Annotated in this window: 20 protein-coding genes; 8 read left to right on the top strand and 12 right to left on the bottom strand. The window is 49.6% G+C overall.

Annotated elements, in window-relative coordinates; genetic code table 11:
- The first annotated feature begins 12 nt into the window (after positions 1 to 12).
- On the top strand, positions 13 to 222 hold the full coding sequence (locus C7B65_RS10585; RefSeq protein ID WP_073071632.1) for a DUF6887 family protein: 210 nt from the start codon (positions 13 to 15) through the stop codon (positions 220 to 222).
- On the opposite strand, the gene thiL is transcribed toward C7B65_RS10585, so the two are convergent.
- Both thiL and C7B65_RS10575 read right to left on the bottom strand, forming a co-directional pair.
- The gene (gene thiL / locus C7B65_RS10580) at positions 219 to 1,214 is read right to left on the bottom strand and encodes a thiamine-phosphate kinase (protein WP_073071634.1); all 996 of its coding nucleotides are present in this window, start codon (positions 1,212 to 1,214) and stop codon (positions 219 to 221) included. The two genes, C7B65_RS10585 and thiL, sit on opposite strands and share 4 nt — an antisense overlap.
- Positions 1,215 to 2,339 (bottom strand): peptidylprolyl isomerase, encoded by a 1,125-nt coding sequence (locus C7B65_RS10575; protein WP_073071804.1) that lies wholly within the window; start codon positions 2,337 to 2,339, stop codon positions 1,215 to 1,217.
- Positions 2,340 to 2,502: 163 nt separating this feature from the next.
- Here C7B65_RS10575 and efp point away from each other — a divergent pair, with 163 nt between their 5' ends.
- The 3 genes from efp to C7B65_RS10560 all read left to right on the top strand — a co-directional run bounded on the left by efp (position 2,503) and on the right by C7B65_RS10560 (position 4,747).
- On the top strand, positions 2,503 to 3,063 hold the full coding sequence (gene efp / locus C7B65_RS10570; RefSeq protein WP_073071636.1) for an elongation factor P: 561 nt from the start codon (positions 2,503 to 2,505) through the stop codon (positions 3,061 to 3,063).
- 100 nt (positions 3,064 to 3,163) lie between these two features.
- Positions 3,164 to 3,679: an acetyl-CoA carboxylase biotin carboxyl carrier protein gene (gene accB, locus C7B65_RS10565; RefSeq protein WP_073071638.1), complete on the top strand. Its 516-nt coding sequence runs from the start codon at positions 3,164 to 3,166 to the stop codon at positions 3,677 to 3,679.
- A gap of 72 nt (positions 3,680 to 3,751) precedes the next feature.
- Positions 3,752 to 4,747 carry a Ycf66 family protein gene (locus C7B65_RS10560; protein ID WP_073071639.1) on the top strand — a complete coding sequence of 332 codons (996 nt, stop codon included), beginning with the start codon at positions 3,752 to 3,754 and terminating at the stop codon, positions 4,745 to 4,747.
- A 74-nt stretch (positions 4,748 to 4,821) separates the two neighbouring features.
- Here C7B65_RS10560 and C7B65_RS10555 read toward each other — a convergent pair whose 3' ends face one another.
- Positions 4,822 to 5,598, bottom strand: coding sequence for a PEP-CTERM sorting domain-containing protein (locus tag C7B65_RS10555; protein WP_073071641.1), 777 nt, complete (start codon positions 5,596 to 5,598; stop codon positions 4,822 to 4,824).
- Positions 5,599 to 6,126: 528 nt separating this feature from the next.
- On the opposite strand from C7B65_RS10555, the gene ileS reads away from it, so the two are divergent.
- The gene (gene ileS, locus C7B65_RS10550; RefSeq protein ID WP_073071643.1) at positions 6,127 to 9,012 is read left to right on the top strand and encodes an isoleucine--tRNA ligase; all 2,886 of its coding nucleotides are present in this window, start codon (positions 6,127 to 6,129) and stop codon (positions 9,010 to 9,012) included.
- 140 nt (positions 9,013 to 9,152) lie between these two features.
- Here the strand turns inward: ileS and C7B65_RS10545 are convergent, their stop codons facing one another.
- The 8 genes from C7B65_RS10545 to fabI all read right to left on the bottom strand — a co-directional run bounded on the left by C7B65_RS10545 (position 9,153) and on the right by fabI (position 16,537).
- Positions 9,153 to 10,181 carry an SH3 domain-containing protein gene (locus tag C7B65_RS10545; protein WP_073071645.1) on the bottom strand — a complete coding sequence of 343 codons (1,029 nt, stop codon included), beginning with the start codon at positions 10,179 to 10,181 and terminating at the stop codon, positions 9,153 to 9,155.
- A gap of 255 nt (positions 10,182 to 10,436) precedes the next feature.
- Positions 10,437 to 10,787 (bottom strand): Spx/MgsR family RNA polymerase-binding regulatory protein, encoded by a 351-nt coding sequence (locus C7B65_RS10540; protein ID WP_073071647.1) that lies wholly within the window; start codon positions 10,785 to 10,787, stop codon positions 10,437 to 10,439.
- 84 nt (positions 10,788 to 10,871) lie between these two features.
- Positions 10,872 to 11,717 carry a hypothetical protein gene (locus C7B65_RS10535; RefSeq protein ID WP_073071648.1) on the bottom strand — a complete coding sequence of 282 codons (846 nt, stop codon included), beginning with the start codon at positions 11,715 to 11,717 and terminating at the stop codon, positions 10,872 to 10,874.
- A gap of 27 nt (positions 11,718 to 11,744) precedes the next feature.
- Positions 11,745 to 12,176, bottom strand: a complete 432-nt coding sequence (locus C7B65_RS10530; RefSeq protein ID WP_143162050.1) for a hypothetical protein — start codon at positions 12,174 to 12,176, stop codon at positions 11,745 to 11,747.
- Positions 12,177 to 12,342: 166 nt separating this feature from the next.
- Positions 12,343 to 13,062 (bottom strand): aquaporin Z, encoded by a 720-nt coding sequence (gene aqpZ, locus C7B65_RS10525; protein WP_073071652.1) that lies wholly within the window; start codon positions 13,060 to 13,062, stop codon positions 12,343 to 12,345.
- A 468-nt stretch (positions 13,063 to 13,530) separates the two neighbouring features.
- Positions 13,531 to 14,856, bottom strand: a complete 1,326-nt coding sequence (locus C7B65_RS10520; protein WP_073071654.1) for a hybrid sensor histidine kinase/response regulator — start codon at positions 14,854 to 14,856, stop codon at positions 13,531 to 13,533.
- Between the two features lie 134 nt (positions 14,857 to 14,990).
- A complete protein-coding gene (gene hisB / locus C7B65_RS10515; protein ID WP_317615816.1) occupies positions 14,991 to 15,638 on the bottom strand; it encodes an imidazoleglycerol-phosphate dehydratase HisB in 648 nt (215 codons plus the stop codon).
- Positions 15,639 to 15,736: 98 nt separating this feature from the next.
- Positions 15,737 to 16,537 (bottom strand): enoyl-ACP reductase FabI, encoded by an 801-nt coding sequence (gene fabI / locus C7B65_RS10510; RefSeq protein WP_073071658.1) that lies wholly within the window; start codon positions 16,535 to 16,537, stop codon positions 15,737 to 15,739.
- Between the two features lie 314 nt (positions 16,538 to 16,851).
- On the opposite strand from fabI, the gene ntcA reads away from it, so the two are divergent.
- Together ntcA and C7B65_RS10500 are read left to right on the top strand one after the other, a co-directional pair.
- Positions 16,852 to 17,523: a global nitrogen regulator NtcA gene (gene ntcA / locus C7B65_RS10505; RefSeq protein ID WP_073071660.1), complete on the top strand. Its 672-nt coding sequence runs from the start codon at positions 16,852 to 16,854 to the stop codon at positions 17,521 to 17,523.
- Positions 17,524 to 17,607: 84 nt separating this feature from the next.
- Positions 17,608 to 18,045, top strand: a complete 438-nt coding sequence (locus C7B65_RS10500) for a hypothetical protein (RefSeq protein ID WP_083582897.1) — start codon at positions 17,608 to 17,610, stop codon at positions 18,043 to 18,045.
- A 10-nt stretch (positions 18,046 to 18,055) separates the two neighbouring features.
- On the opposite strand, the gene pgeF is transcribed toward C7B65_RS10500, so the two are convergent.
- Positions 18,056 to 18,832 carry a peptidoglycan editing factor PgeF gene (gene pgeF / locus C7B65_RS10495; RefSeq protein ID WP_073071662.1) on the bottom strand — a complete coding sequence of 259 codons (777 nt, stop codon included), beginning with the start codon at positions 18,830 to 18,832 and terminating at the stop codon, positions 18,056 to 18,058.
- A gap of 316 nt (positions 18,833 to 19,148) precedes the next feature.
- Between pgeF and C7B65_RS10490 the strand changes: the two genes are divergently transcribed.
- A complete protein-coding gene (locus tag C7B65_RS10490) occupies positions 19,149 to 20,273 on the top strand; it encodes a M23 family metallopeptidase (RefSeq protein ID WP_083582898.1) in 1,125 nt (374 codons plus the stop codon).
- The last annotated feature ends 8 nt before the right edge of the window (positions 20,274 to 20,281 follow it).

The following is a 20,281-nucleotide window of genomic DNA, read 5'->3' as shown; positions in this document are numbered from 1 at the left end:
GCTTCTTTAAAGATGAAATTTGACTTCACCAAGATGACGAAAGTTGAGCTACGGGCTTACGTTGTTGCACATCCTAATGATCAGGCAGCCTTTTATGCGTTTGTTGATCGCTTCACATCCGATGCATCTCCGGCAATGTCCACCCCGATCGCATCTCAGGCAGATGTTGAGGCGATCGCAAAGCTAGTTGAACAAAAAGTAGAACAAACGAAGATGAGCTAGTCGCTACTAAAGTGCTGGAAGCCTTGCTCTAGGGTCAAAATCTCATCGGGTGTTTCTTGAGTGAAATCGATGACGCGAATATCGGAATCAGACGTAATGGTGCCGACGATCGCCGCTGCTCCTCCCAATCGCTCCACTAACTTTTGAGCCGCTGACCTCTGCAAACACAGAACTAACTCAAAATCTTCTCCACCGTAAAGCGCCCACTTCATCGCCTTTTCTGAAGAAGCCCATCGTTTCAAAGCGGGATGAATCGGGATTTTTTGACGATCGAGCCGCGCCCCAACTCCACTCGCTCGACAAATTTGCACGATCGCGTCTGCCAGTCCATCGCTGCTATCCATTCCAGAAATCCGTGTTTCAGGAAGACTCGGAAGGATATCTAATCGAGGGTTAGGATATTGATGCGCCTGGATTAATGAGATGCGATCGTCCTGACTCAATTCCTGACCCAATTCAGGATGCAGCAAGAGTTCTAATCCTGCGCGGGAAGAACCGTGAAAACCCGTGACTAAGATTGCGTCTCCGGGTTGGGCGGTGGCACGGCGAATCACTCTCGTAGGATCGACTTGTCCAAAGGCGGTGATGGCAACGGTGATTACGGGCGATCGACAAAGATCACCTCCCACAATTACGGTTCCATACTTCTGCAAACAGCCCGTAATGCCGCGATACAAATCTTCCACCCAACTCACTAAAACTTCACCTGGCAGTCCCAACCCAACAGTGATTCCTAACGGTGAAGCCCCCATTGCGGCGAGATCGGAGAGATTTGCCGCCGCCGATCGCCACCCAACTGATTCAGGTGGGGTAGTCTGATTGCTGAAGTGAACGCGATCGACCAACACATCGGAGGTGACAACGAGCAGCATTCCGGATTCGGTAGGCAACACAGCCGCATCGTCACCTACTACAGTTGACGGACAAAAGGACTGCACTCGCTTTAGCAGTCCCTGTTCTCCAAGGTTTTGAACCGTCAGAGAATCGCTCATCTAAGCGGCTTTGGGTTCAACTAGGTTGTCTAAGCCATCTACAACTTTCATGGACTCGATCGTGTCTCCGGCTTTCAATTTTTCCAGCACTTCTCGCCCTTCTGTCACAAATCCAAAGATCGCATAGCGACCGTCGAGTAAGTTTAAGCCTGCGGGGGTAAGTTCTGGCTCAAATAAGAAGAAGAAAAACTGAGAAGAACCGCCGTTGGGGTCTTCACCCGGACGAGCCATCGCCAAAGCGCCATACGCTGAGAAGGGTAGAACAGGCTGATCTAAATAGCGTCCTGCATCTTCTAAGGTGATGCCATAAAGTGGCTCCTTGTCGCCTTTCACCAAAATCTCTAGGGGAACAGAACGATATTTTTTAGTTGCGGGATCGATAAAGCCAACCTCAGATCCTGGCGGGTCGCCGATTTGCAGCACATAAGAATCTTCGGCTCTCGTAAATTTCAAGCCATCGTAAAAGCCACGCTGCACGAGATCCACAAAATTTCCAGCCGTGACTGGGGCGCTATAGCCATCGAGAACGATCGTCAAATCACCGTGATCTGTTTTGGCGACAACGGTAGCACGTCCCTTAAGTTGAGGCAGATTGCTATATGCTTCGGGCACCTCATAAGGAAACTTTTGCACCATCAATTCTTCGAGACGTGAAACTAGAGTTAGCAAATCCGAACGCTGCGATCGTGTCTGCTCTTTATCTTTCGCTTCTGCACTGGTTTGAAGTTGCTCAACGCCCGTCTTTAATTTTTCAATAATTGCCTCTGCTTGAGGTTTTTTGTCATCAGGAATGGATGCCAATAGTTGAGCGGGACGATCGTTCAAAATGCTATACGCCTGTTTGATATCGCTAACCACAGATCCCCAACGACGATTGGCCCGCAGTTGGGTGGTGATATCTTCTAGGCTAGATTGCAGCTTGCGAACCTCAGAATTATCGATCGGCAATGAGTAGCGAAGCAGCGCTTCTGGGTTGACGATCGGATTTCCAGGCGGCAATGCCTGAGCCGGGAGACTCCATCCCCACAGGCTTAGACAAACCATCGCGATCGCCATCCCTTTGAGCAAGCCACCTTTCAGCCAACCCAGACCTTGAGTGAGTGTCAAACGATTCCAAAAAGACATAATCTCTTTCCCCGCGTGCTTTAAAACCCCTTTTCGATTGTGCCATGTTAGGGGTCGGTGCTTTGTGGTGAATCGTGACGAACAACCCCAATCAAAAGCGATTAAAAACGATCGCTGGGCGGTAAAATAAAGTGCCGAACATTCTCCCCCACTGTCATCACTCATGATTTCTAGTAATGATTTTCGACCTGGCGTAAGTATTGAGTTAGACGGAGCCGTCTGGCGAGTGATCAGCTTTTTGCACGTAAAGCCAGGCAAAGGATCGGCATTCGTCAGAACTGAGCTAAAGAATGTCCGCACCGGGAAAACATTAGAACGAACCTTTCGTGCAGGGGAGTCGGTGCCGCAAGCCAATCTTGAAAAAAGCACGATGCAGCATACCTATAAAGACGGCGATCAATATGTCTTTATGGATATGGAAACCTTTGAAGAAGGGCAACTCAGCGTGTCTCAAATCGGTGAGCGCGTCAAATATCTCAAAGAAGGCATGGAAGTCAACGTGATCAAATGGGGCGAACAAGTCTTAGAGGTTGAACTGCCTAACACGGTCGTGCTCGAAGTTACGCAAGCCGATCCGGGCGTTAAAGGCGATACGGCAACAGGCAGCACTAAACCCGCGATCGTCGAAACGGGCGCTCAAGTCATGGTGCCTCTCTTCATCACGGTCGGAGAAAAGATTAAAGTCGATACCCGCGATGATTCTTACCTGGGTCGAGAAAATTAACAGGTGGCTTGTGGCGCTTGGTTAGTCGCGGAGACTGAAGACTACTAACTGCCGACTACTCACTCATCACCCATGCCTACATAAATGGAGCAATCACACTGTGCCACTGGACTTAAGCGAACTTCGCGAACTGCTCACGGCTCTCAATCAAACTGATATTGCGGAGTTGATCTTAAAAAGTGAAGATTTTGAGTTGACCGTTCGTCGAGGGTCGCGATCGGGTTCAGGACAAGCCGATCTGATCGGGTCGAGAGAGACGCTGACCGTCACCCCGATCGTCACGCCTCTCCCCACACCAGATCTGTCGAGAGGCACGGCTGACACTCCCAATGGCGCTCCTTCTAGCCAATCGGCTCCACCCCCTAGTAACGATCGCTTAGTCGAAATTCTTTCCCCGATGGTGGGCACATTCTACCGCTCTCCAGCACCCGACGAGGCACCGTTCGTCAATGTCGGCGATCGCATTCGCTCTGGGCAAACGGTGTGCATTATCGAAGCAATGAAGCTGTTGAATGAGATAGATGCTGAAGTCTCTGGAGAAATCGTTGAGATTCTGGTGCAAAACTTGCAGCCTGTAGAATATGGGCAACCTCTAATGCGGGTTAACCCTGTGTAATTTCCTATCTTTGATCGCTCCCCATGAGCGGTAAAGTTAATATAAATCGCTGATAGTTTGGGAGCAGCAAATATGCTGACATTTATTCTTGCTTTAGGGGTCGGCTTAGGCAGTTTTGCCCTTTACCTAGCTGCGTTCTTTTATCCAGAACTTCATCGTAAAGGAGATCTGGTGTGGAGTGGAGTGGGCTTATTTTACGCCCTTGTGCTGTGGGTTTGTGCAGAACGAATTACGGGTGGCGTTTTGCTGGGGCAAATGGCGAGTGTCTCGCTGATTGGCTGGCTCGGTTGGCAAACTCTGGTGGCTCGATCGGCGCAAACTCCCGCAGAGCAGCGATCGACGACTGGAGATCTATCCACCGATCTGCAAGCCGGGCTAAACCGAGTGCTTTCGCCTGAAAACACCGCTAAGGTTAAGCAGCAATTTACAAATTTGCGCGATCGGGCACAGTCGCTGATCAACAAAACCCCTCAACCGCAGAATTCTGCCGAGACTCAAACCCCTCAAGTCTATGAGCCTCTGAAGCCAGAAGATTTTGGCACTCCCCCGACAACCGTAGACGCGACGACATCCTCTGCAACACCCGCTCCACAGGTTCCGTCTTCCACACCTGTGGCACCTCAACCTGCATCCTCGCCCCAACAAAACCCATTAGCTGCTCTCACTGAGGCTGCTAAATCGGTGCTTGCCAGCTTTAACAAGCCCAAGAAAAATACGGCGACCTACGTGAGAAAGGATTTTCGTGACGCAACGCCTTCTGTGCAAGAAGATGCCGATGATTTTGAGGAAGACGACCAGACCGCTACATCTGAAGCGCCTCCCCAGCCTCCTGTTTTGAGTGATGAAAATGCCACTTCTGATTCGACCATTCCTTCTGATGAGATCATGTTAGAAGAGATGGAGTTTGAAGCGAAGCGAGCAGCAGAAACCGCGCAGTCAGAAGCAGAAGGGCTTCAGCCGATTCCTCCTAAACCGCCCACGCCTGATTTAGTCGAAGCGGCGATCGCCGATGCCGAAGAAAAGCACCTCCCTGCCGACCCGCCTGAAACCGCTCAATCTGACGAGTAGACTTAAAAAGAAGGCAATAAAAAAGGCTTGGAAAATTCCAAGCCTCATCCTCTCTCATTGATTGTTAAGCGAGTTTAACTGACCTTATTGAGCCGACTTTTGCGCTTGCGAAGCGACGCTGCTCCTAGCGTGCCGACTGCCAGCAGACCCAACATTGATGCAGGCTCTGGTACAGACTTGATGCCAATGGTGTCTGCAACTGACCCTTTGGTTCGGAAAATGGTATACAAACTGTTATCTGCCTTTCTGCCAGTGCCATTGGTCGTAGTGTTTAGAAACTCAGCAGTCTTTGTCACTTCTGAAATTTGTCCCCACGGCGCTGTGGTGCCGTCATTGAGACCTCGGCTCTTAGAAGATAGCCAATTTGCGTTTTGAATTTCCCAGTTCAGTTCAGAGTTGGAGGGAGTATTTCCAAAGTCCCCTGGATTGGCTGCTTTTTGAGTGATCACATACTCCCAAGCGTCAGGTTTTGACAGCAGCTCATAGCCTTTGTCTCCACCCCCAAGATTGAATTGACCAACCCAAGATTCATCTACACTCTGATCGTCCCATACGACCACATAGAGATACTCTTGCTTGCTCATCTTAAAGTCCCAAGATTCTGCATGAGACCAGTTGTATCCACCTGTGCTACCGTTTGGGCCTTTTTCGTTTCTACCCACAAAGTTCAAAACGCTACCATTTTTGTCTCCGTGAAACAAACCGTAGTGATTATCGGCAGTGAGGGTGGCTTTGACCGAAAGATCAGCAGCAGACGAAAGGGCAGCCGCAGAGGCTTGACTAACCGAAAGAGTGGCGATGCCGACTGACGCGATGGCTCCGGCAAGTAAACATTTCATTGAGGTCAACATAGACTAGCTTCTCTAAGCTTGTGTTTCACTGCCATGTTGCCATTGAGAGAGCAAGCTGTATAAATTCTTACCAAGAATTTACCCGTAACCTCATGCGATCGACCTCTGGCTAAACTTGGCGAAAAGACCTGCGTATAAAAAACTCTAAAAGAGTCTTTTCATCAGGGCAGGTCAAGTATATACACGACTTAATCACTGACCTCATCGCTGGAAAATGTTCCAAAATTGGCTGCCTATTGATGAAGGTACTGGGCAATCGTTCTGGAACAGTGCTCAAAAATAATCCCCTTGTGTAAAAGCGCTGACTCATTCAAGGCATACCCATCCGTATAGTCATAAAATTGCAGCGCTTTTTGAACTAGCTTGAGAAAGACCTGGGATTTTGAAAAGGGGTGATCGAGCGATCGGTCAGCAATTTATTCTCCACGCTAGACTTGAAGCTAGTGAAGTTCTCACTGATAATGACTCAATGCAGAGTGGGCGATGTTGCCTCTTTGCTAATTTTCTATATTCTGACACTTGTGTATCATGGCGCTAACAGATCCCGGAGCTTATAAAGACACCGTTCATTTGCCTAAAACCGATTTTGATATGCGGGCAAACGCAGTCAAGCGGGAACCCGAATTGCAGAAATTTTGGGCAGAACAGCAAATTTACGAGCAACTGTCACAGAACAACCCTGGTGATCTGTTCATTTTGCATGACGGGCCTCCTTATGCAAACGGCGCATTGCACATTGGTCATGCGCTCAACAAAATTCTCAAAGACACGATCAATAAATATCAACTGTTGCAAGGGCGAAAGGTGCGCTTTGTGGCAGGTTGGGATTGTCATGGGTTGCCGATCGAGCTTAAAGTCTTGCAAACCCTCAAACCCGAAGAACGCAGGCAGTTGACACCCTTATCGCTGCGGCACAAAGCCAAAGACTATGCTCTCAAAGCCGTAGAAGAGCAACTTCAAAGCTTTAAGCGCTACGGGGTTTGGGGCGATTGGAAGCATCCTTATCTGACGTTAACGCCAGACTATGAAGCGGCTCAAATCGGTGTGTTTGGGCAAATGGTGTTAAAAGGCTATATCTATCGGGGTTTAAAGCCTGTTCACTGGAGTCCGAGTTCTAAAACGGCACTCGCAGAAGCCGAGTTGGAATATCCCGAAGGTCACACCTCGCGGAGTGTTTATGCTGCTTTTGAAGTCAGGAATTTGTCAAAAGAGTTGCAGATGCCCCTCGACCCATTTTTAGGCGAGTTGGGCGTTGCCATCTGGACAACAACTCCTTGGACGATCCCGGCAAATTTGGCGGTGAGCGTCAATCCAGACTTGGTTTACTCTGTGGTAGAAGTCGGGGCAGATTTTCCTTCTAAGTTTAAGTATCTGATTGTCGCGAAAGACTTGATCGATCGCCTCTCCGAGACTTTGGGAACAACTCTGACCGAGAAAGCCACGATGATGGGTCGGTTGCTGGAACACTGCACTTATCGGCATCCGTTGTGCGATCGTCAAAGCGAAATTGTGATCGGCGGTGATTACGTCACTACTGATTCAGGTACGGGGTTAGTCCACACGGCTCCGGGTCACGGTCAAGAAGACTATCAGGTCGGACTGCGCTATGGGCTACCGCTGCTTTCACCCGTGGATGATAACGGCAACTTTACCGAAGAAGCCGGACAGTTTGCGGGGCTAAACGTGTTAGGAGATGGCAACGGTGCTGTAATTCAAGCATTAGCCGACGCTGGATCATTGCTCAAAGAAGAACCTTATGTTCACAAATATCCTTACGATTGGCGAACCAAAAAGCCGACGATCTTTAGAGCGACTGAGCAGTGGTTTGCGTCGGTTGAAGGGTTTCGAGACGAGGCACTAGCGGCGATCGCCCAAGTCACCTGGATTCCTGCACAGGGCGAAAACCGGATCACGTCGATGGTAACAGAGCGATCGGACTGGTGCATTTCTCGTCAGCGCAGTTGGGGCGTACCGATCCCGGTGTTTTATGACGAAGAAACGGGCGAACCGTTGCTAAATGAAGAGACGATCGCTTATGTGCAAGCGATCGTGGCAGAAAAAGGCTCTGATGCCTGGTGGGAAATGTCTGTAGAAGAACTTCTGCCAGAACACTATCATGGGCGCACCTATCGCAAGGGCACCGACACGATGGATGTTTGGTTTGACTCTGGTTCTTCGTGGGCAGCCGTTCTCAAGCAGCGAGAGGATCTCCGATATCCTGCCGATCTGTATCTAGAAGGATCGGATCAACATCGTGGCTGGTTCCAGTCCAGTTTGTTGACGAGTGTGGCGGTGAATGGTCATGCGCCTTACAAAACTGTTTTGACGCATGGTTTTACGCTGGATGAGCAGGGACGTAAGCAAAGTAAATCGCTTGGAAATGTCGTCGATCCGATGGTCGTGATCGAAGGTGGCAAAAACCAGAAAGAAGAGCCGCCTTACGGAGCCGATATTCTGCGGCTGTGGGTTTCGTCGGTGGATTACACAAACGATGTGCCGATCGGAAAAACCATCCTCAAGCAAATGTCCGATGTGTATCGCAAGATTCGCAACACCGCCCGGTTTTTGTTAGGTAACCTGCACGACTTTGATCCGGCTAAAAATGCGGTTGCTTATGAGCAATTGCCAGAACTCGATCGCTATATGCTGCATCGAATGACTGAAGTCTTCAACGACGTTCAAGATGCGTTTGAGAGTTTTCAGTTTTTCCGCTTCTTCCAAACCGTGCAAAACTTCTGTGCGGTTGATTTGTCTAACTTCTATCTGGATGTTGCGAAAGATCGGCTGTATATCAGTGGCACCGATGATCTGCGTCGTCGGAGTTGTCAAACCGTGTTGGCGATCGCCGTTGAAAATTTGGCACGGGCGATCGCACCTGTTTTATGTCACATGGCAGAAGACATCTGGCAAGCCATCCCTTACCCAACGCCTTATAAATCAGTGTTTCAAGCGGGTTGGGTGAAGCTAGAACCTGAGTGGAACGCACCCGAACTGGCAGAGAAATGGGAGATTTTGCGCCAGGTGAGAGCAGAGGTGAATAAAGTTCTAGAAAAAGCCCGTGCCGAAAAGGAAATCGGCTCTTCGCTAGAAGCCAAAGTTTTGCTGTATGTGCCGGATGCTCAATTGCGACAAACTCTGATGGCTCTCAATCCTGCTGACGGTTTGAGTGGCGATGGGGTGGATGAGTTGCGCTATCTATTTTTAACGTCGCAAGTTGAGTTGTTAGACTCACTCGATCGCCTATCAGGACTCAACTACACCAGTTCATCAGAAATGCTGAGTGTCGGAGTCACCCATGCTGACGGCAAGAAGTGCGATCGCTGTTGGAATTACTCAATTCACGTTGGCGAATTTAAGGAGCATCCGCTACTCTGTGAGCGCTGCACTTCGATCGTCAGTCACTTAGGATCGTGAATTGAATCGTGTCTGTTACTTATAGAGCTAATGGGCACGGCAGTGCCATGCCCGTACGTGGATTTGTAGATTTTATGCAAAAAGGGACGTATTTGAAGTACGTCCCTTTTTTGGTTTTGTCAGTCTAAGCGATCGGCGATTTAACGAATAAAACTAGACGAAACCCAACCACCGTTTGTTCGATACCAGCCGTTTGAGGAGCTATAGATAGGAACGCTTGCGCCATAGCCAACGCTGCCCACAACGCCATAGCCAGTGCCCGGGCCACTGCGAATAAACAAGCCACTACCCGCAGTGACTGTGCCATAACCACTTCCACTGTTGCCGCCACCACTGCCACCACTGCCACCTGCGCTCGTGAAGGATGACGCGATCCAACCGCCGTTGACGCGATACCAGCCCCCCGAAGAGCCATAGGTGTTGACGCGTGTGCCATAGCCTAAACCCCCAACAATGCCATAGCCCGTGCTCGGACCACTGCGGATATTGACTCCACTTGAAGCCGTAATCGTCACAGCTCCAGTAGAGGAACCGCCACCAGGATTACTGCCACCACTGCCGCCACTACCACCCGCGCTCGTGAGAGACGACGCGATCCAACCGCCGTTGACGCGATACCAGCCACCCGAAGAGCCATAGGTGTTGACGCGTGTGCCATAGCCTAAACCCCCAACAATGCTATAGCCCGTGCTCGGACCACTGCGGATATTGACTCCACTTGCAGCCGTAATCGTCACAGCTCCAGTAGAGGAACCGCCACCATTGTTGCCGCCGCCACCACCGCCGCTATAAGCAGAACCCGATAGCCCTAACACAGAAGCGGTCTGCGGCCCAACCACGCCGTCTACAGAAATTTTTTCATAGCCTTGGAGCAGAGAGACAATATAGGCGGTTCTTTGCCCATAAACTCCATCGACTGCGATGTCATAACCACGATTGCGAAGGGCGCTCTGAACGGCAGTCACCGCCGAACCTGTGCTGCCAGTTCCGACTGCTGCCATCGCATTGTGAGCACCTGCCAAGATTGAAACCGCGATCGCCAGACTAGCAACGCCGATCCAAGCAGAATTAGGAATGCTCAAGCCGAGTTCTTTGAGCGATCGAAGTTTTAGTTCTGGATTAGGGTTTTCAAAGTCAACCGCTAAATGAAGATAAGCTAAATTTTCCATTAGGTTCTCCCTGTAAGTAGTGTAGATTTGCTAAGGAGTGCGGAGTATCGATAAGAATTTTGAACTGTAAAACTCTTGATGTAAATCAAGGTGAGCCAGCAGTGAGAGAGGGACGCACTGAGGGTTTCAGTAATTTCTCATATGCTTACACTTAGTATATTCGCGCTTTTCCTTCTGACAGTAAAGTAAAATCAGCAATTTCACGCAGTCAGAGAAAGGACTCAGTGAGTGAGCCTGTTATATCCGCCATTTAGCTTAGGCTAAAGCTGTGAGCAGGTCTTCTGATGGAGTGAACCCGACCGCGATCGCCACATCATCGCAGACAAAAAGAGGGCGCTTAAGCAGCATGGCATCCTGAGTAAACGCCTCAACCCACTGAGCATCTGTCCAGGTTTTCTTCTCATCTCCCAAAGAGCGGTAAGAGTGCCCAGAGGTGTTTCGCATCGGCTTACTTCCGAGTGTGCTTACCCAGGCATCAATCATTGATTGAGTCGGTGGATGGTCTTTGGTGTTGATGAATTCGTAGTCAATGCCGTTAGCTTTAAGCCATTGAAACGCTTTTTTGCAGGTGCCACAGGTCGGGATTCCATACACTTGAATTGCCATAACATTTCAATAAATAGTAGAGACGAGTGTCTCATAGTTCAGACGCTCGATAAACTACAACCGATGTTGAACTCGATCGCATCGCTAACCCAATTGCCGACAGGTGCCCCGACCCCATTGTCCATCAATGCTGAACGACATTTCACTGAAAGGCTTTTGATAGTGAGGCGCAAATCCGACAACGACCACATCGGCATTTTTTGCTGCCCCTCGATAAATCGTTTGTCCCTGGTTGTTCCTGCCACTAAACGCAACCCTGCCTTGAGAGATTAAACGATCGCTGCCCTTTTGCCGCAGCTCAAAAGTTGTGAAGCCGCTCTCTTGGGTGTAAATGACGGTGAAATACAGATTGCGATCGTTGATGTCGCCCCTACAGGTTAGCCGAAAGCCAGCTCCTGGACGGTTTTCTTTAGACGGTTCAGGTTTGCTGGCAGTGATCACGGTTCCGATCGCGGGTTCTTGAAATAATTTCTGCCCGTTTTGCAGCACGATCAGTTTTCCGCCTGACTGAGTTTCTACCACATAAGTAGTGTTGCCGTCGATCGCACGATAGCCCCGCTGGGTCGAAGTAGCCGTTACCTGCACCCTGCTATTTGGCTTGCCTTTTTGCCGCCCTAGATAGAAGATTCGTCCCTGAGTGCCCTTTTGACAGACGTTGACTAAGTAGTTTGCGGTCTCGAAGGCGACCAGGCGGCGGTTTTCTGGACTCAGCGTAGTGCAGACTCTTAAATCTGCTTCGGTTGCAGTGGGTGAAGTTGTAACCGCAGGGCGAACAGGTTTTTGAGGCGTGACGATCGGCGATTTCTGCACCGTTGGAGCAGGTCGACTAGACGAACCGGGAAATGCGATCGGGGTTTGATAGCGTCCACTACAGGCTTGCAGCGCCAGGGTTGTCAAAAAGATAGCGCCAGAGAGATGCAAGGTACGCATGATCTATTGTGGGTGTAACTTTGAGTGTCAGTAAGCGAAGATTGCGCCTTTCTTATCAATTTCAAAAGCCCGATCGCCCTGAGTGGTTGCTGGTTGAATCCGAATTTTCACCCGGTTTTCTTTTGCGTCAACCGCAATGTCATATCGCACATAGACGCGATCGCGCACCGGATTGATTGCTAGATAGACGGGAAGCGGCACATTGCTGACTTCATCGGTCTTGCCAGCCGCAATTTTTCTGCCCTTTGTGTGTCCGACTAGCGTATATTCAACGACTTGGCTCGATTCATTAACAAACTGCACCCGCACTGGCTTTTTAGGATTTACATGACCCAGAGGCTGCCAATCGGCGCGAAACGGGCTAGCGGTTTGGGCTGTCGTCCAGACTGGAGCCGCAACACTCGCGCTGACCAATAGTCCGATCGTCAACAGCGCGTTGCTGCAAATGTTCCGTATCATAGATTTTTCTTTAGTTAAGTTAGTAAATTTATCGAGATTCCACAGGACAGGAGCTTGATCGCTGCAAAACACTCACAAAAATTACATCACATTTCCGTGATCTTAGGGAATCTCTTTAGAATTTGGGAATTTGCCCCCGTGAGAAGGGGGCACGATCGTAGAAAATCTAAATAATTTCTCTCGCCCGCTCTTCTGCCACCGTTGTTTCGCTAAACAGAGCAGAATAAACAACTCCTGCAATCACAGCACCCAAAATCGGTGCAACCCAGAATAGCCAAACCTGTCCGAGCAGTTCGCCGCCCACAATCAGCGCAGGGCCGAGACTCCGAGCCGGGTTGACTGAGGTGTTGGTGACCGGAATGCTGATCAGGTGAATCAGCGTTAAAGCGAAACCAATGCCGATCGGAGCAATGCCTTGAGGGGCACGAACATCAGTCGCACCCAAAATAATCATCAAGAAGAAGAACGTCAGCACGACTTCAATCACCAGACAAGCCAGTAAGGAGTAACCACCGGGAGAGTGCGCCCCAAACCCGTTGGTCGCTAGTGGGTTTGAGCCAGATAGCGTGAAGCCTGGTTTACCGCTGGCGATCAGATAAAGCAGACCCGCGGCAGCAATTCCTCCTAGCACTTGCGCCACGATATAGCCCAGCAAGTCTGCGCCACCTCGAAATCGCTTGGCGACAAACAGACCAAATGAGACAGCAGGGTTAAGGTGAGCGCCAGAAATGTGCCCAAGCCCAATTCCTAGCGGAAAGAGTGTTGTTTCACCAATCTTTGCGGCATCAGCAGTGTAAGCAGCCGCTAAAACAGCGCTACCACATCCGCCAAAAACGAGCCAGAATGTGCCGAAAAACTCTGCAATGCAGCGTGTCATCAGTGACATTTTTTTATCCACTCCGTGATTTCAAGTGTGCGATTTGCCTTGTTAAAAGAAACATCAAACGATCGCTTTATAAATCGCGTTATAAATTGTTTGAAGCGATCGTCAAAATCTGCCAACGGGCAAAAATTGCAGAAGCAAATGTCTTTAAACTAGGCGGATGTTTCTATATGCAGAACAGGAATCTAGATACCCTCTTTTAATTCAGGCCAACAGAAGAAAATTAGAGTTTTCCTACGGTTGGATGTAAAAAGGGATAGTGTCGTGATTACGTACTAGATTTTAAGTAGAGGAAGTTAATTCTACATCAGCCATCATCCTGAGCTTAGGCAAGGCTTACGCCCCTGAGTCTAGATTTGCCCTGAGCCAAATTGCTGAAAAAATAGAGTTAATAGGATGTAGTGTGAGGTGCTGTCAGACTTAAGTCAGCTAAATGACTGAAAAAAAGAGGTTTTGTGGTGAGATGCCCGTCTACTCATCGATCGCCAAGGCAGTCGTTTTGTTAGCGATCGGCAAAGAAACCGTGATCAGGGTGCCCTGACCTGCCGCGTTGGCAATTTTTACCGCTCCGCCGTGTAATTCTGCAATCCATTTCACAACCGCTAACCCCAACCCCGCACCAGGGTTACCCGGAATCGAACTCGCATTGCTGGCACGATAAAATCGCTCAAACACTCTCTCACGATCCGCCACAGGAATGCCAATTCCTTGATCTTGAACGCAAAACACAATTCCATTTTGCTGATCGCACAACTCTATCTGCACCGTTCCCCCATCGGGCGAATATCGCAAGGCATTGGCGATCAGTTGCGTCACCATCTGTTTGAGCAACGCCGTATCGGCATAAATGACGATCGATTGCTCCTTGTGCTTTGTAAACACCAGACGATGAAGGCTATCGGGCGAAAGATGCCATTCCGCTACTAGTGTTTGACAAAACTCGGTCAGCTTCAGAGGTTGAGGATTAAATGGCAAAGAGCGAGCTTCTGCTTGCGCCAAGAAAAGCGTATTCTCTAGCATTTGCTGAAGGCGGCTGACACTCTCAGTAATGCGCTGAAAGTGACGATTGTTCAGCAAATTTTCTGGAGAGCCACCTTCTTTATGGGGCGATCGTGCCAACAATTCTGCTGAGAGGGTAATCACAGACAAAGGCGCGTAGAATTCACGAGAAATCCGACTCATTAGCTCTGATTGGAGATCATTTGGGTGTTGCGCTTGAGCCAGAGCAGTTTGTAGGTGAGTTTGCAGATTGAGAAGTTGTTCGTTGCGATCGATGAGTTCTGATGTGCGTGTCTGCACTTTGATTTCTAGCTCTCGGTTCAACCTTTTTAGAACCGTTTCGGCAGCGCGACGATCGGTGAGTTCTTGCTGAAGCTGCACGTTTTGCGCTTGAAGCTGCTGTTGCAACTGACTGAGTTTCAACTGAGTCTCGATTCGTACTAACACTTCGGCAGGTTCAAAAGGCTTGGTGATGTAGTCAGATCCCCCAAAGCGAAACGCCATCACTTTATCGAGCGCTTCATCATTGGCGCTGAGAAAAATAATCGGGATATCGCGAGTGCGATCGCTAGATTTAAGAAAGCTGCACGCCTGATAGCCACTCAACGATGGCATCACAATGTCAAGCAAAATCAGATCGGGAGGATTCAAAATTGCCGCTTGCAGTGCCAACATTCCATCAGTCACTTTGCGAACTTTGTGCCCCTGTTGCGTCAACAACCCTGACAGCGATCGCAAATTGTCTATGTCATCTACGAGTAGGATATCGCCAACAGGTTTTTCAGGTTCGCTAGTCATGAGCTTGGAAAACTAGTAAAAAAAGTCACCTGCTGAGGGTCAGGCTTAAAGCAGAGTATAGCCACTAAACCCTTTTCTGAGAGGTTTACAGAGTGACTAGTCTTTTTCATCACCTTTGAGATAGATTGTCAAGCTTATAGTACGCCTTTAGAGCTAGGAATCGTATGGGCACGACGCGGATCGATCTCGGCTGCCATGCGGAGCGATCGCGCAAACGCTTTAAACGTCGCCTCGATAATGTGATGGGAGTTAATGCCGTCTAGCTGACGAATGTGCAGCGTCATCTGAGAGTGATTGACGATCGCCACAAAAAATTCTCGCACCAGTTGCGTATCATACGTTCCCACTCGCTGAGTCGGAATCTCTAACCCATAACTCAAGTGGGGGCGACCCGAAAAATCAAGCGCAATTTGAACGAGGGCTTCATCGAGCGGCGCAACAAAATGACCAAACCGCACGATGCCTTTGCGATCGCCCAGTGCTTTGGCAAACGCCATTCCCAGCGTAATTCCGACATCTTCGTTGGTGTGGTGATCATCAATCTCGATATCGCCTATTGCTTGCACCTCTAAATCAATCAGCCCGTGTGATGAAATCTGGTGCAGCATATGATCGAGAAAAGGAATTCCCGTTTTGGCAACGCACTGACCTGTGCCATCTAAGTTGAGGCTGATATGCACATCGGTTTCACCTGTTTTGCGGCTGACCGAGGCAGTCCGATTCCCTTCAGGAATGTAGGAAGGCGCAACTTGAAGACGATCGCTGGTCTGCATAGGAGTCATTTTGAAGATTATTTTCCATTATCTCTGCAATCCAAAAAATCCAGCAGCATTTTATTTTAGTCAACACTGCTGGATTTGCTGGTGGGGCGATCGCGTCCCTACTCTGCCGCGCTTTTTGATCCCGTCATCCCCATGATTTCGTATCCAGCATCAACGTAGATCGTTTGTCCCGTAATGCCGCTAGACAAATCACTACACAAAAACGCTGCCGTATTGCCGACTTCTGTTTGAGTCACCGTCCGACCCAGAGGAGCCACCGCTTCAACGTGGTGAATCATATCTAAAATTCCGCCCACCGCCGACGAAGCCAACGTCCGAATCGGGCCGGCTGAGATCGCGTTAACTCGAATATTTTGTGCCCCCATCTCAGAGGCGAGATATCGCACATTCATTTCTAATGCCGCTTTTGCAATCCCCATGACATTGTAATTGGGGATCACTTTCACACCGCCAAAATAGGTCATCGTGACAATGCTGCCGCCGTTGGTCATCAAAGGTTTTGCAACGCCAGCCAGCTTGATTAACGAATAAGCACTGATGTCAAGAGCCGTGGTGAACCCAGCGCGACTCGTTTTGCTAAAGTCGCCAGACAGATCGTCTTTACTGGCAAAGGCTAGACAGTGAATGAGAATATCTAGCTGATTCCATTGGTCGCGCACCGTGTCAAACGTCGCCTGAATCTGGTCATCGTCCTGAACATTTAACGGCAAAAATAAGCTGGGCTGCAATGGCTCTACGAGTTCGGCAACCTTTTTCTCCATCCTTCCCCGTTCATCGGGCAGGTAGGTGATGCCAAGATTTGCGCCCGCTTTGTGGAGTTGTTGAGCAATGCCCCACGCGATCGACTTGTTATTGGCAATTCCAGTCACCAGAGCGTTTTTTCCAGTCAGGTTCAACATAGACATTCATTTCAATAGCATCTACAAGACTACAGTGCGACGGGTAACGGTTGAAGTGCAAATCGCTTTACTTAGCGCTAGGATGTGGGCAAATCTTAATTGAGTTATTGAAAAACTTGAAGTAATAACAGAGTCCCTACCCGGTTTTCAGAAAACTTCCGGCTGCTAGAAGAAATAAGGTAGTATTAGGCACAAAAAGTACCGCGAGAGTGAGTTTAAGTGTTCTAAAGTCATCAATCTCTCACAGAAAAGTCTTAGATTAAGGCTCCGTCGATGACAGGGAGAAAATTGGAGTAGGAGTTACGACAAAGGAAATGGTAGTGACCAAAGAGCGACCCTTAGCAACGATGTTTCGTCAGATTGGTGGAGGAGCCTTCCCGCCAGTCGTAGAGACGTTTGAGCGCGGCAAGACGATTTTCTTTCCAGGCGACCCGGCAGAGCGGGTTTATTTCTTATTAAAAGGGGCAGTGAAGCTCTCTAGAGTTTATGAAGCAGGTGAAGAAATCACCGTTGCCCTACTGCGCGAGAATAGTGTCTTTGGCGTGTTATCGCTGATTACGGGGCAGCGTTCCGATCGCTTCTATCACGCGGTTGCGTTTACCCCGGCTGAGTTGTTGTCGGTGCCGATCGAGCAAGTCGAAAAAGCGCTCAAAGACAACCCCGAATTGTCAATGCTGATGCTGCGGGGTTTGTCGTCTCGAATTCTGCAAACTGAGATGATGATCGAAACTCTGGCCCATCGAGATATGGGTTCTCGCCTAGTTAGCTTCTTGCTGATTCTCTGCCGCGATTTTGGGGTTCCTGGTCAAGATGGGATCACGATCGATCTGAAGCTCTCACACCAGGCCATTGCTGAAGCGATCGGCTCAACTCGCGTCACAGTGACTCGGCTGTTAGGCGATTTACGTCAAGACAAAATGATCTCAATTCACAAGAAAAAAATCACGGTGCATAACCCAGTCACCTTGAGTCAGCAGTTCACTTAGTGATCAGGTAATTCCTGTAACTAATTGATCCTTGTTTCTGTAAATACGATATTCTGTAAAAGCACTAAATCGTAAATACAGAACATGGTTAATAAGAAAACTAAAACTGTCTCAAAATCTAATGGAACGTCAGCACCCACCAATCTGAATGAGTGGGCTGGTGGAAAAAGTGCTGAAGAAAGCCCTGCTCCTGAGGCCTCGGTGTCTGTCGCAGAAACTGTTGCAGCAGCAGTAAAACCTGTTGCCGAAAAAGCAGCTCACGTTGCTAAAAAGATCACAAAAACAAAAGCTGTCGCACCGATCGAAGGGGTGCCTGACGAAAAAGCAGTCGAAATCACCTCCAAAAAGTCCGCTAAAGATACTAAAGATCAGTCTTCTGAGAAATCAGTGAAAATGAAACGGCTGACTTTAGATATCTCTAAGCCGTTGCACAAAGCTATCAAAGCTAAAGCGGTCGAAGAAGGCATTCCGATGGTTGATATGCTGCGATCGCTGCTAGAAAAATATTATGGCAAAAACTAGAAGGCGGTGATTAGGTGCTGACGATGCCTGACCACTGAGCTTTCTTTAATTTTTCACGTCGGTATGAAAAGAAATTCAGAGAGTCTTGATAGGTGCAGTGAGGCGCGATCGCGATCTGTTCTTCGCCAAGTCCCAATCGCTCTAGTTGCAGAGCATTAACTCGTCGCACATCTAATCGCACTCGCCCCGATGTCGAGTCAGACAGCACTGGAGAATTGGGCATTTCTAGTAATCGTTCTACGTTCGCGTCTAAAGAACTTTCTAAATCGAGGTTGATGACAGTCGCTCCGACCTCGACTGCCACATGAGTAGAAACCTGATAGACTTCCCCTGCGATCGCTGGGCCCATCGCTACCCGCAAATCTTGAATTTGGCTCCCTTGCTGGCAGAGACGCGCGATCGTGCCGGGCACAATCTTTTGAGCCGTTCCCCGCCATCCCGCATGGACAGCAGCCACTTGACCTGTCTTGACATCCGCAATCAGCACTGGGGTACAGTCAGCGCTGCAAACCCACATCGCTTGACTGGCTTGCTCCGAAATTACTCCATCGGCATCGGGTAGATTCTCATTCGTTAACGGAGTTGGCATTTCTGACGGTGCCAACACGACGTTGCCATGCACTTGTTTAGCGCGATATGCCTGAGCAAATGGATACAACGCCTCCGTGATCTCAAAGGGCGATCGCGGTGCAAACTGTTGCGTAAAAAAGCCGTGTTTCCAGGGCGCTAGCAGACTAGACGTTAAATAGGGTAGATGATTCCAAGTTTGCCAGTGCCAAGTGTGCATGACTAATCGAGACTGCGGGGTGATAGGGTCACGTTCACTTTAGCAATCGATCGTTGTTTTTAGCCTTCTAGAAGCGCGTTAGCTTCGCTCCACGTAGTATTTGCCGCTTTGCGAGAAAGTCCGGGTGCGCTCAGAAGAACCTTGAAGAATATCTCTGGAGTAGACTGCGTGTTAAGTTTCGACAAAGGTAATGGTTGAAATATTATGATCTAAGCGATCGTTCTCGCAGGGCAGGTAAACTGGAACCTGGCAACGAGCATTCTCGACAAGTGTCACATTACACCAGCGCAGCAAGCAATTCGTGAGGAGATTGATCATGACTCAGCAACCCAACGTGACCCGCCAGAAAACTTTTTGGGGGCAACGTTTTTTAATCAGGCGGTTGAGTTACTTGAGCGGAGTTGGCATTTTGGGCAGTGGGGCAGCGATCGCTCAAGCTCCGTCTAATGTGCCCCCGGTGATCATTTCGGCTCCGTCAAGCTCTCAGTCTGCGTCGCCAGCAAGTGCCCTATCAAACGAGAGATTGTCATCTACGACCCTCGGTGCTGCTGCCCTAGCCCTGCCCGAACGTTCAGCCCCTGCCGATCAAGTGCAAATCGACGTGCAGCCTACCCAAACTTCTCCTGCTGTGACCCCGCCTTCAGAATCGTATGAGGCACCTAGCACGATCGTGATTACAAATCGCTCGTCGGGCTGTGAGATCACGCTCAATCAAGGACAGGCGATCGCAGATGGATCATGTGGCAGTCAACGCCCAGTTGCAAGCGCATCGGTTCGGAGGAACATCGGAGCGATCGGGGGCGAGGTCGAGTCTGTGCAAGTGAGCGCGACTCCAACTATTAGAAGTTTCTCTAGCAGCCCAGAGGCGAGTGTAACGACTGCCGCCGCACCTGCCTACAGCTTTGTGAAAGACTACTATAACCGCACAATTCGCCCCTTAGGTCGCCCAGGGAATGGAAATCTACGGCTGATGTTCCCGCTCTCGATCCCGGTTGAGATCACGTCAATTTTTGGCTGGCGAATTCACCCAATCAGTGGCGATGCTCGCTTTCACGCTGGCACAGATTTGGGCGCGCCGATGGGGACTCCCGTTTTAGCAGCGCTGGCAGGTCGAGTGGTTTTAGCAGACTTTTTTGGCGGCTATGGGTTAGCGATCGCCCTCGAACACGACAACGGCAAGCAGCAAACGCTTTATGGGCACCTCTCAGAGATCTTTGTCAAACCGGGCGAAGCCGTCAAACAAGGCACCGTGATCGCACGGAGCGGCAGCACTGGCAACTCTACGGGGCCTCACCTGCACTTTGAGTTTAGACAACTGACGACCGAAGGCTGGGTCGCTCAAGATCCAGGGGTGCAGCTAGAGTCTGCGCTGGCTCAGTTGGTGAAGTCGCTCCAAACGGCTCAAAAGGCACCCGTTCAACCAAGCAACGGCAAATCTTAGAGCAGACT

Origin of the sequence: Phormidesmis priestleyi ULC007 (genome assembly GCF_003003695.1) — a bacterium.
Taxonomy (GTDB): Bacteria; Cyanobacteriota; Cyanobacteriia; order Leptolyngbyales; family Leptolyngbyaceae; genus Phormidesmis_A; species Phormidesmis_A priestleyi_A.
This window is presented reverse-complemented; position numbering and strand designations above follow the sequence as displayed.

Excerpts from the sequence above, each read along its gene's own strand:
- ntcA (WP_073071660.1), top strand. The coding sequence starts at position 16,852 with ATGGTAGTGACCAAAGAGCGACCCTTAGCAACGATGTTTCGTCAGATT.
- efp (WP_073071636.1), top strand. The coding sequence starts at position 2,503 with ATGATTTCTAGTAATGATTTTCGACCTGGCGTAAGTATTGAGTTAGAC.
- C7B65_RS10500 (WP_083582897.1), top strand. The coding sequence starts at position 17,608 with ATGGTTAATAAGAAAACTAAAACTGTCTCAAAATCTAATGGAACGTCA.
- C7B65_RS10545 (WP_073071645.1), bottom strand. The coding sequence starts at position 10,181 with ATGGAAAATTTAGCTTATCTTCATTTAGCGGTTGACTTTGAAAACCCT.
- C7B65_RS10560 (WP_073071639.1), top strand. The coding sequence starts at position 3,752 with ATGCTGACATTTATTCTTGCTTTAGGGGTCGGCTTAGGCAGTTTTGCC.
- C7B65_RS10540 (WP_073071647.1), bottom strand. The coding sequence starts at position 10,787 with ATGGCAATTCAAGTGTATGGAATCCCGACCTGTGGCACCTGCAAAAAA.
- C7B65_RS10575 (WP_073071804.1), bottom strand. The coding sequence starts at position 2,339 with ATGTCTTTTTGGAATCGTTTGACACTCACTCAAGGTCTGGGTTGGCTG.
- hisB (WP_317615816.1), bottom strand. The coding sequence starts at position 15,638 with ATGACTCCTATGCAGACCAGCGATCGTCTTCAAGTTGCGCCTTCCTAC.
- ileS (WP_073071643.1), top strand. The coding sequence starts at position 6,127 with ATGGCGCTAACAGATCCCGGAGCTTATAAAGACACCGTTCATTTGCCT.
- C7B65_RS10555 (WP_073071641.1), bottom strand. The coding sequence starts at position 5,598 with ATGTTGACCTCAATGAAATGTTTACTTGCCGGAGCCATCGCGTCAGTC.
- aqpZ (WP_073071652.1), bottom strand. The coding sequence starts at position 13,062 with ATGTCACTGATGACACGCTGCATTGCAGAGTTTTTCGGCACATTCTGG.
- C7B65_RS10535 (WP_073071648.1), bottom strand. The coding sequence starts at position 11,717 with ATGCGTACCTTGCATCTCTCTGGCGCTATCTTTTTGACAACCCTGGCG.
- C7B65_RS10585 (WP_073071632.1), top strand. The coding sequence starts at position 13 with ATGAAATTTGACTTCACCAAGATGACGAAAGTTGAGCTACGGGCTTAC.
- thiL (WP_073071634.1), bottom strand. The coding sequence starts at position 1,214 with ATGAGCGATTCTCTGACGGTTCAAAACCTTGGAGAACAGGGACTGCTA.
- C7B65_RS10530 (WP_143162050.1), bottom strand. The coding sequence starts at position 12,176 with ATGATACGGAACATTTGCAGCAACGCGCTGTTGACGATCGGACTATTG.
- C7B65_RS10490 (WP_083582898.1), top strand. The coding sequence starts at position 19,149 with ATGACTCAGCAACCCAACGTGACCCGCCAGAAAACTTTTTGGGGGCAA.
- fabI (WP_073071658.1), bottom strand. The coding sequence starts at position 16,537 with ATGTTGAACCTGACTGGAAAAAACGCTCTGGTGACTGGAATTGCCAAT.
- pgeF (WP_073071662.1), bottom strand. The coding sequence starts at position 18,832 with ATGCACACTTGGCACTGGCAAACTTGGAATCATCTACCCTATTTAACG.
- C7B65_RS10520 (WP_073071654.1), bottom strand. The coding sequence starts at position 14,856 with ATGACTAGCGAACCTGAAAAACCTGTTGGCGATATCCTACTCGTAGAT.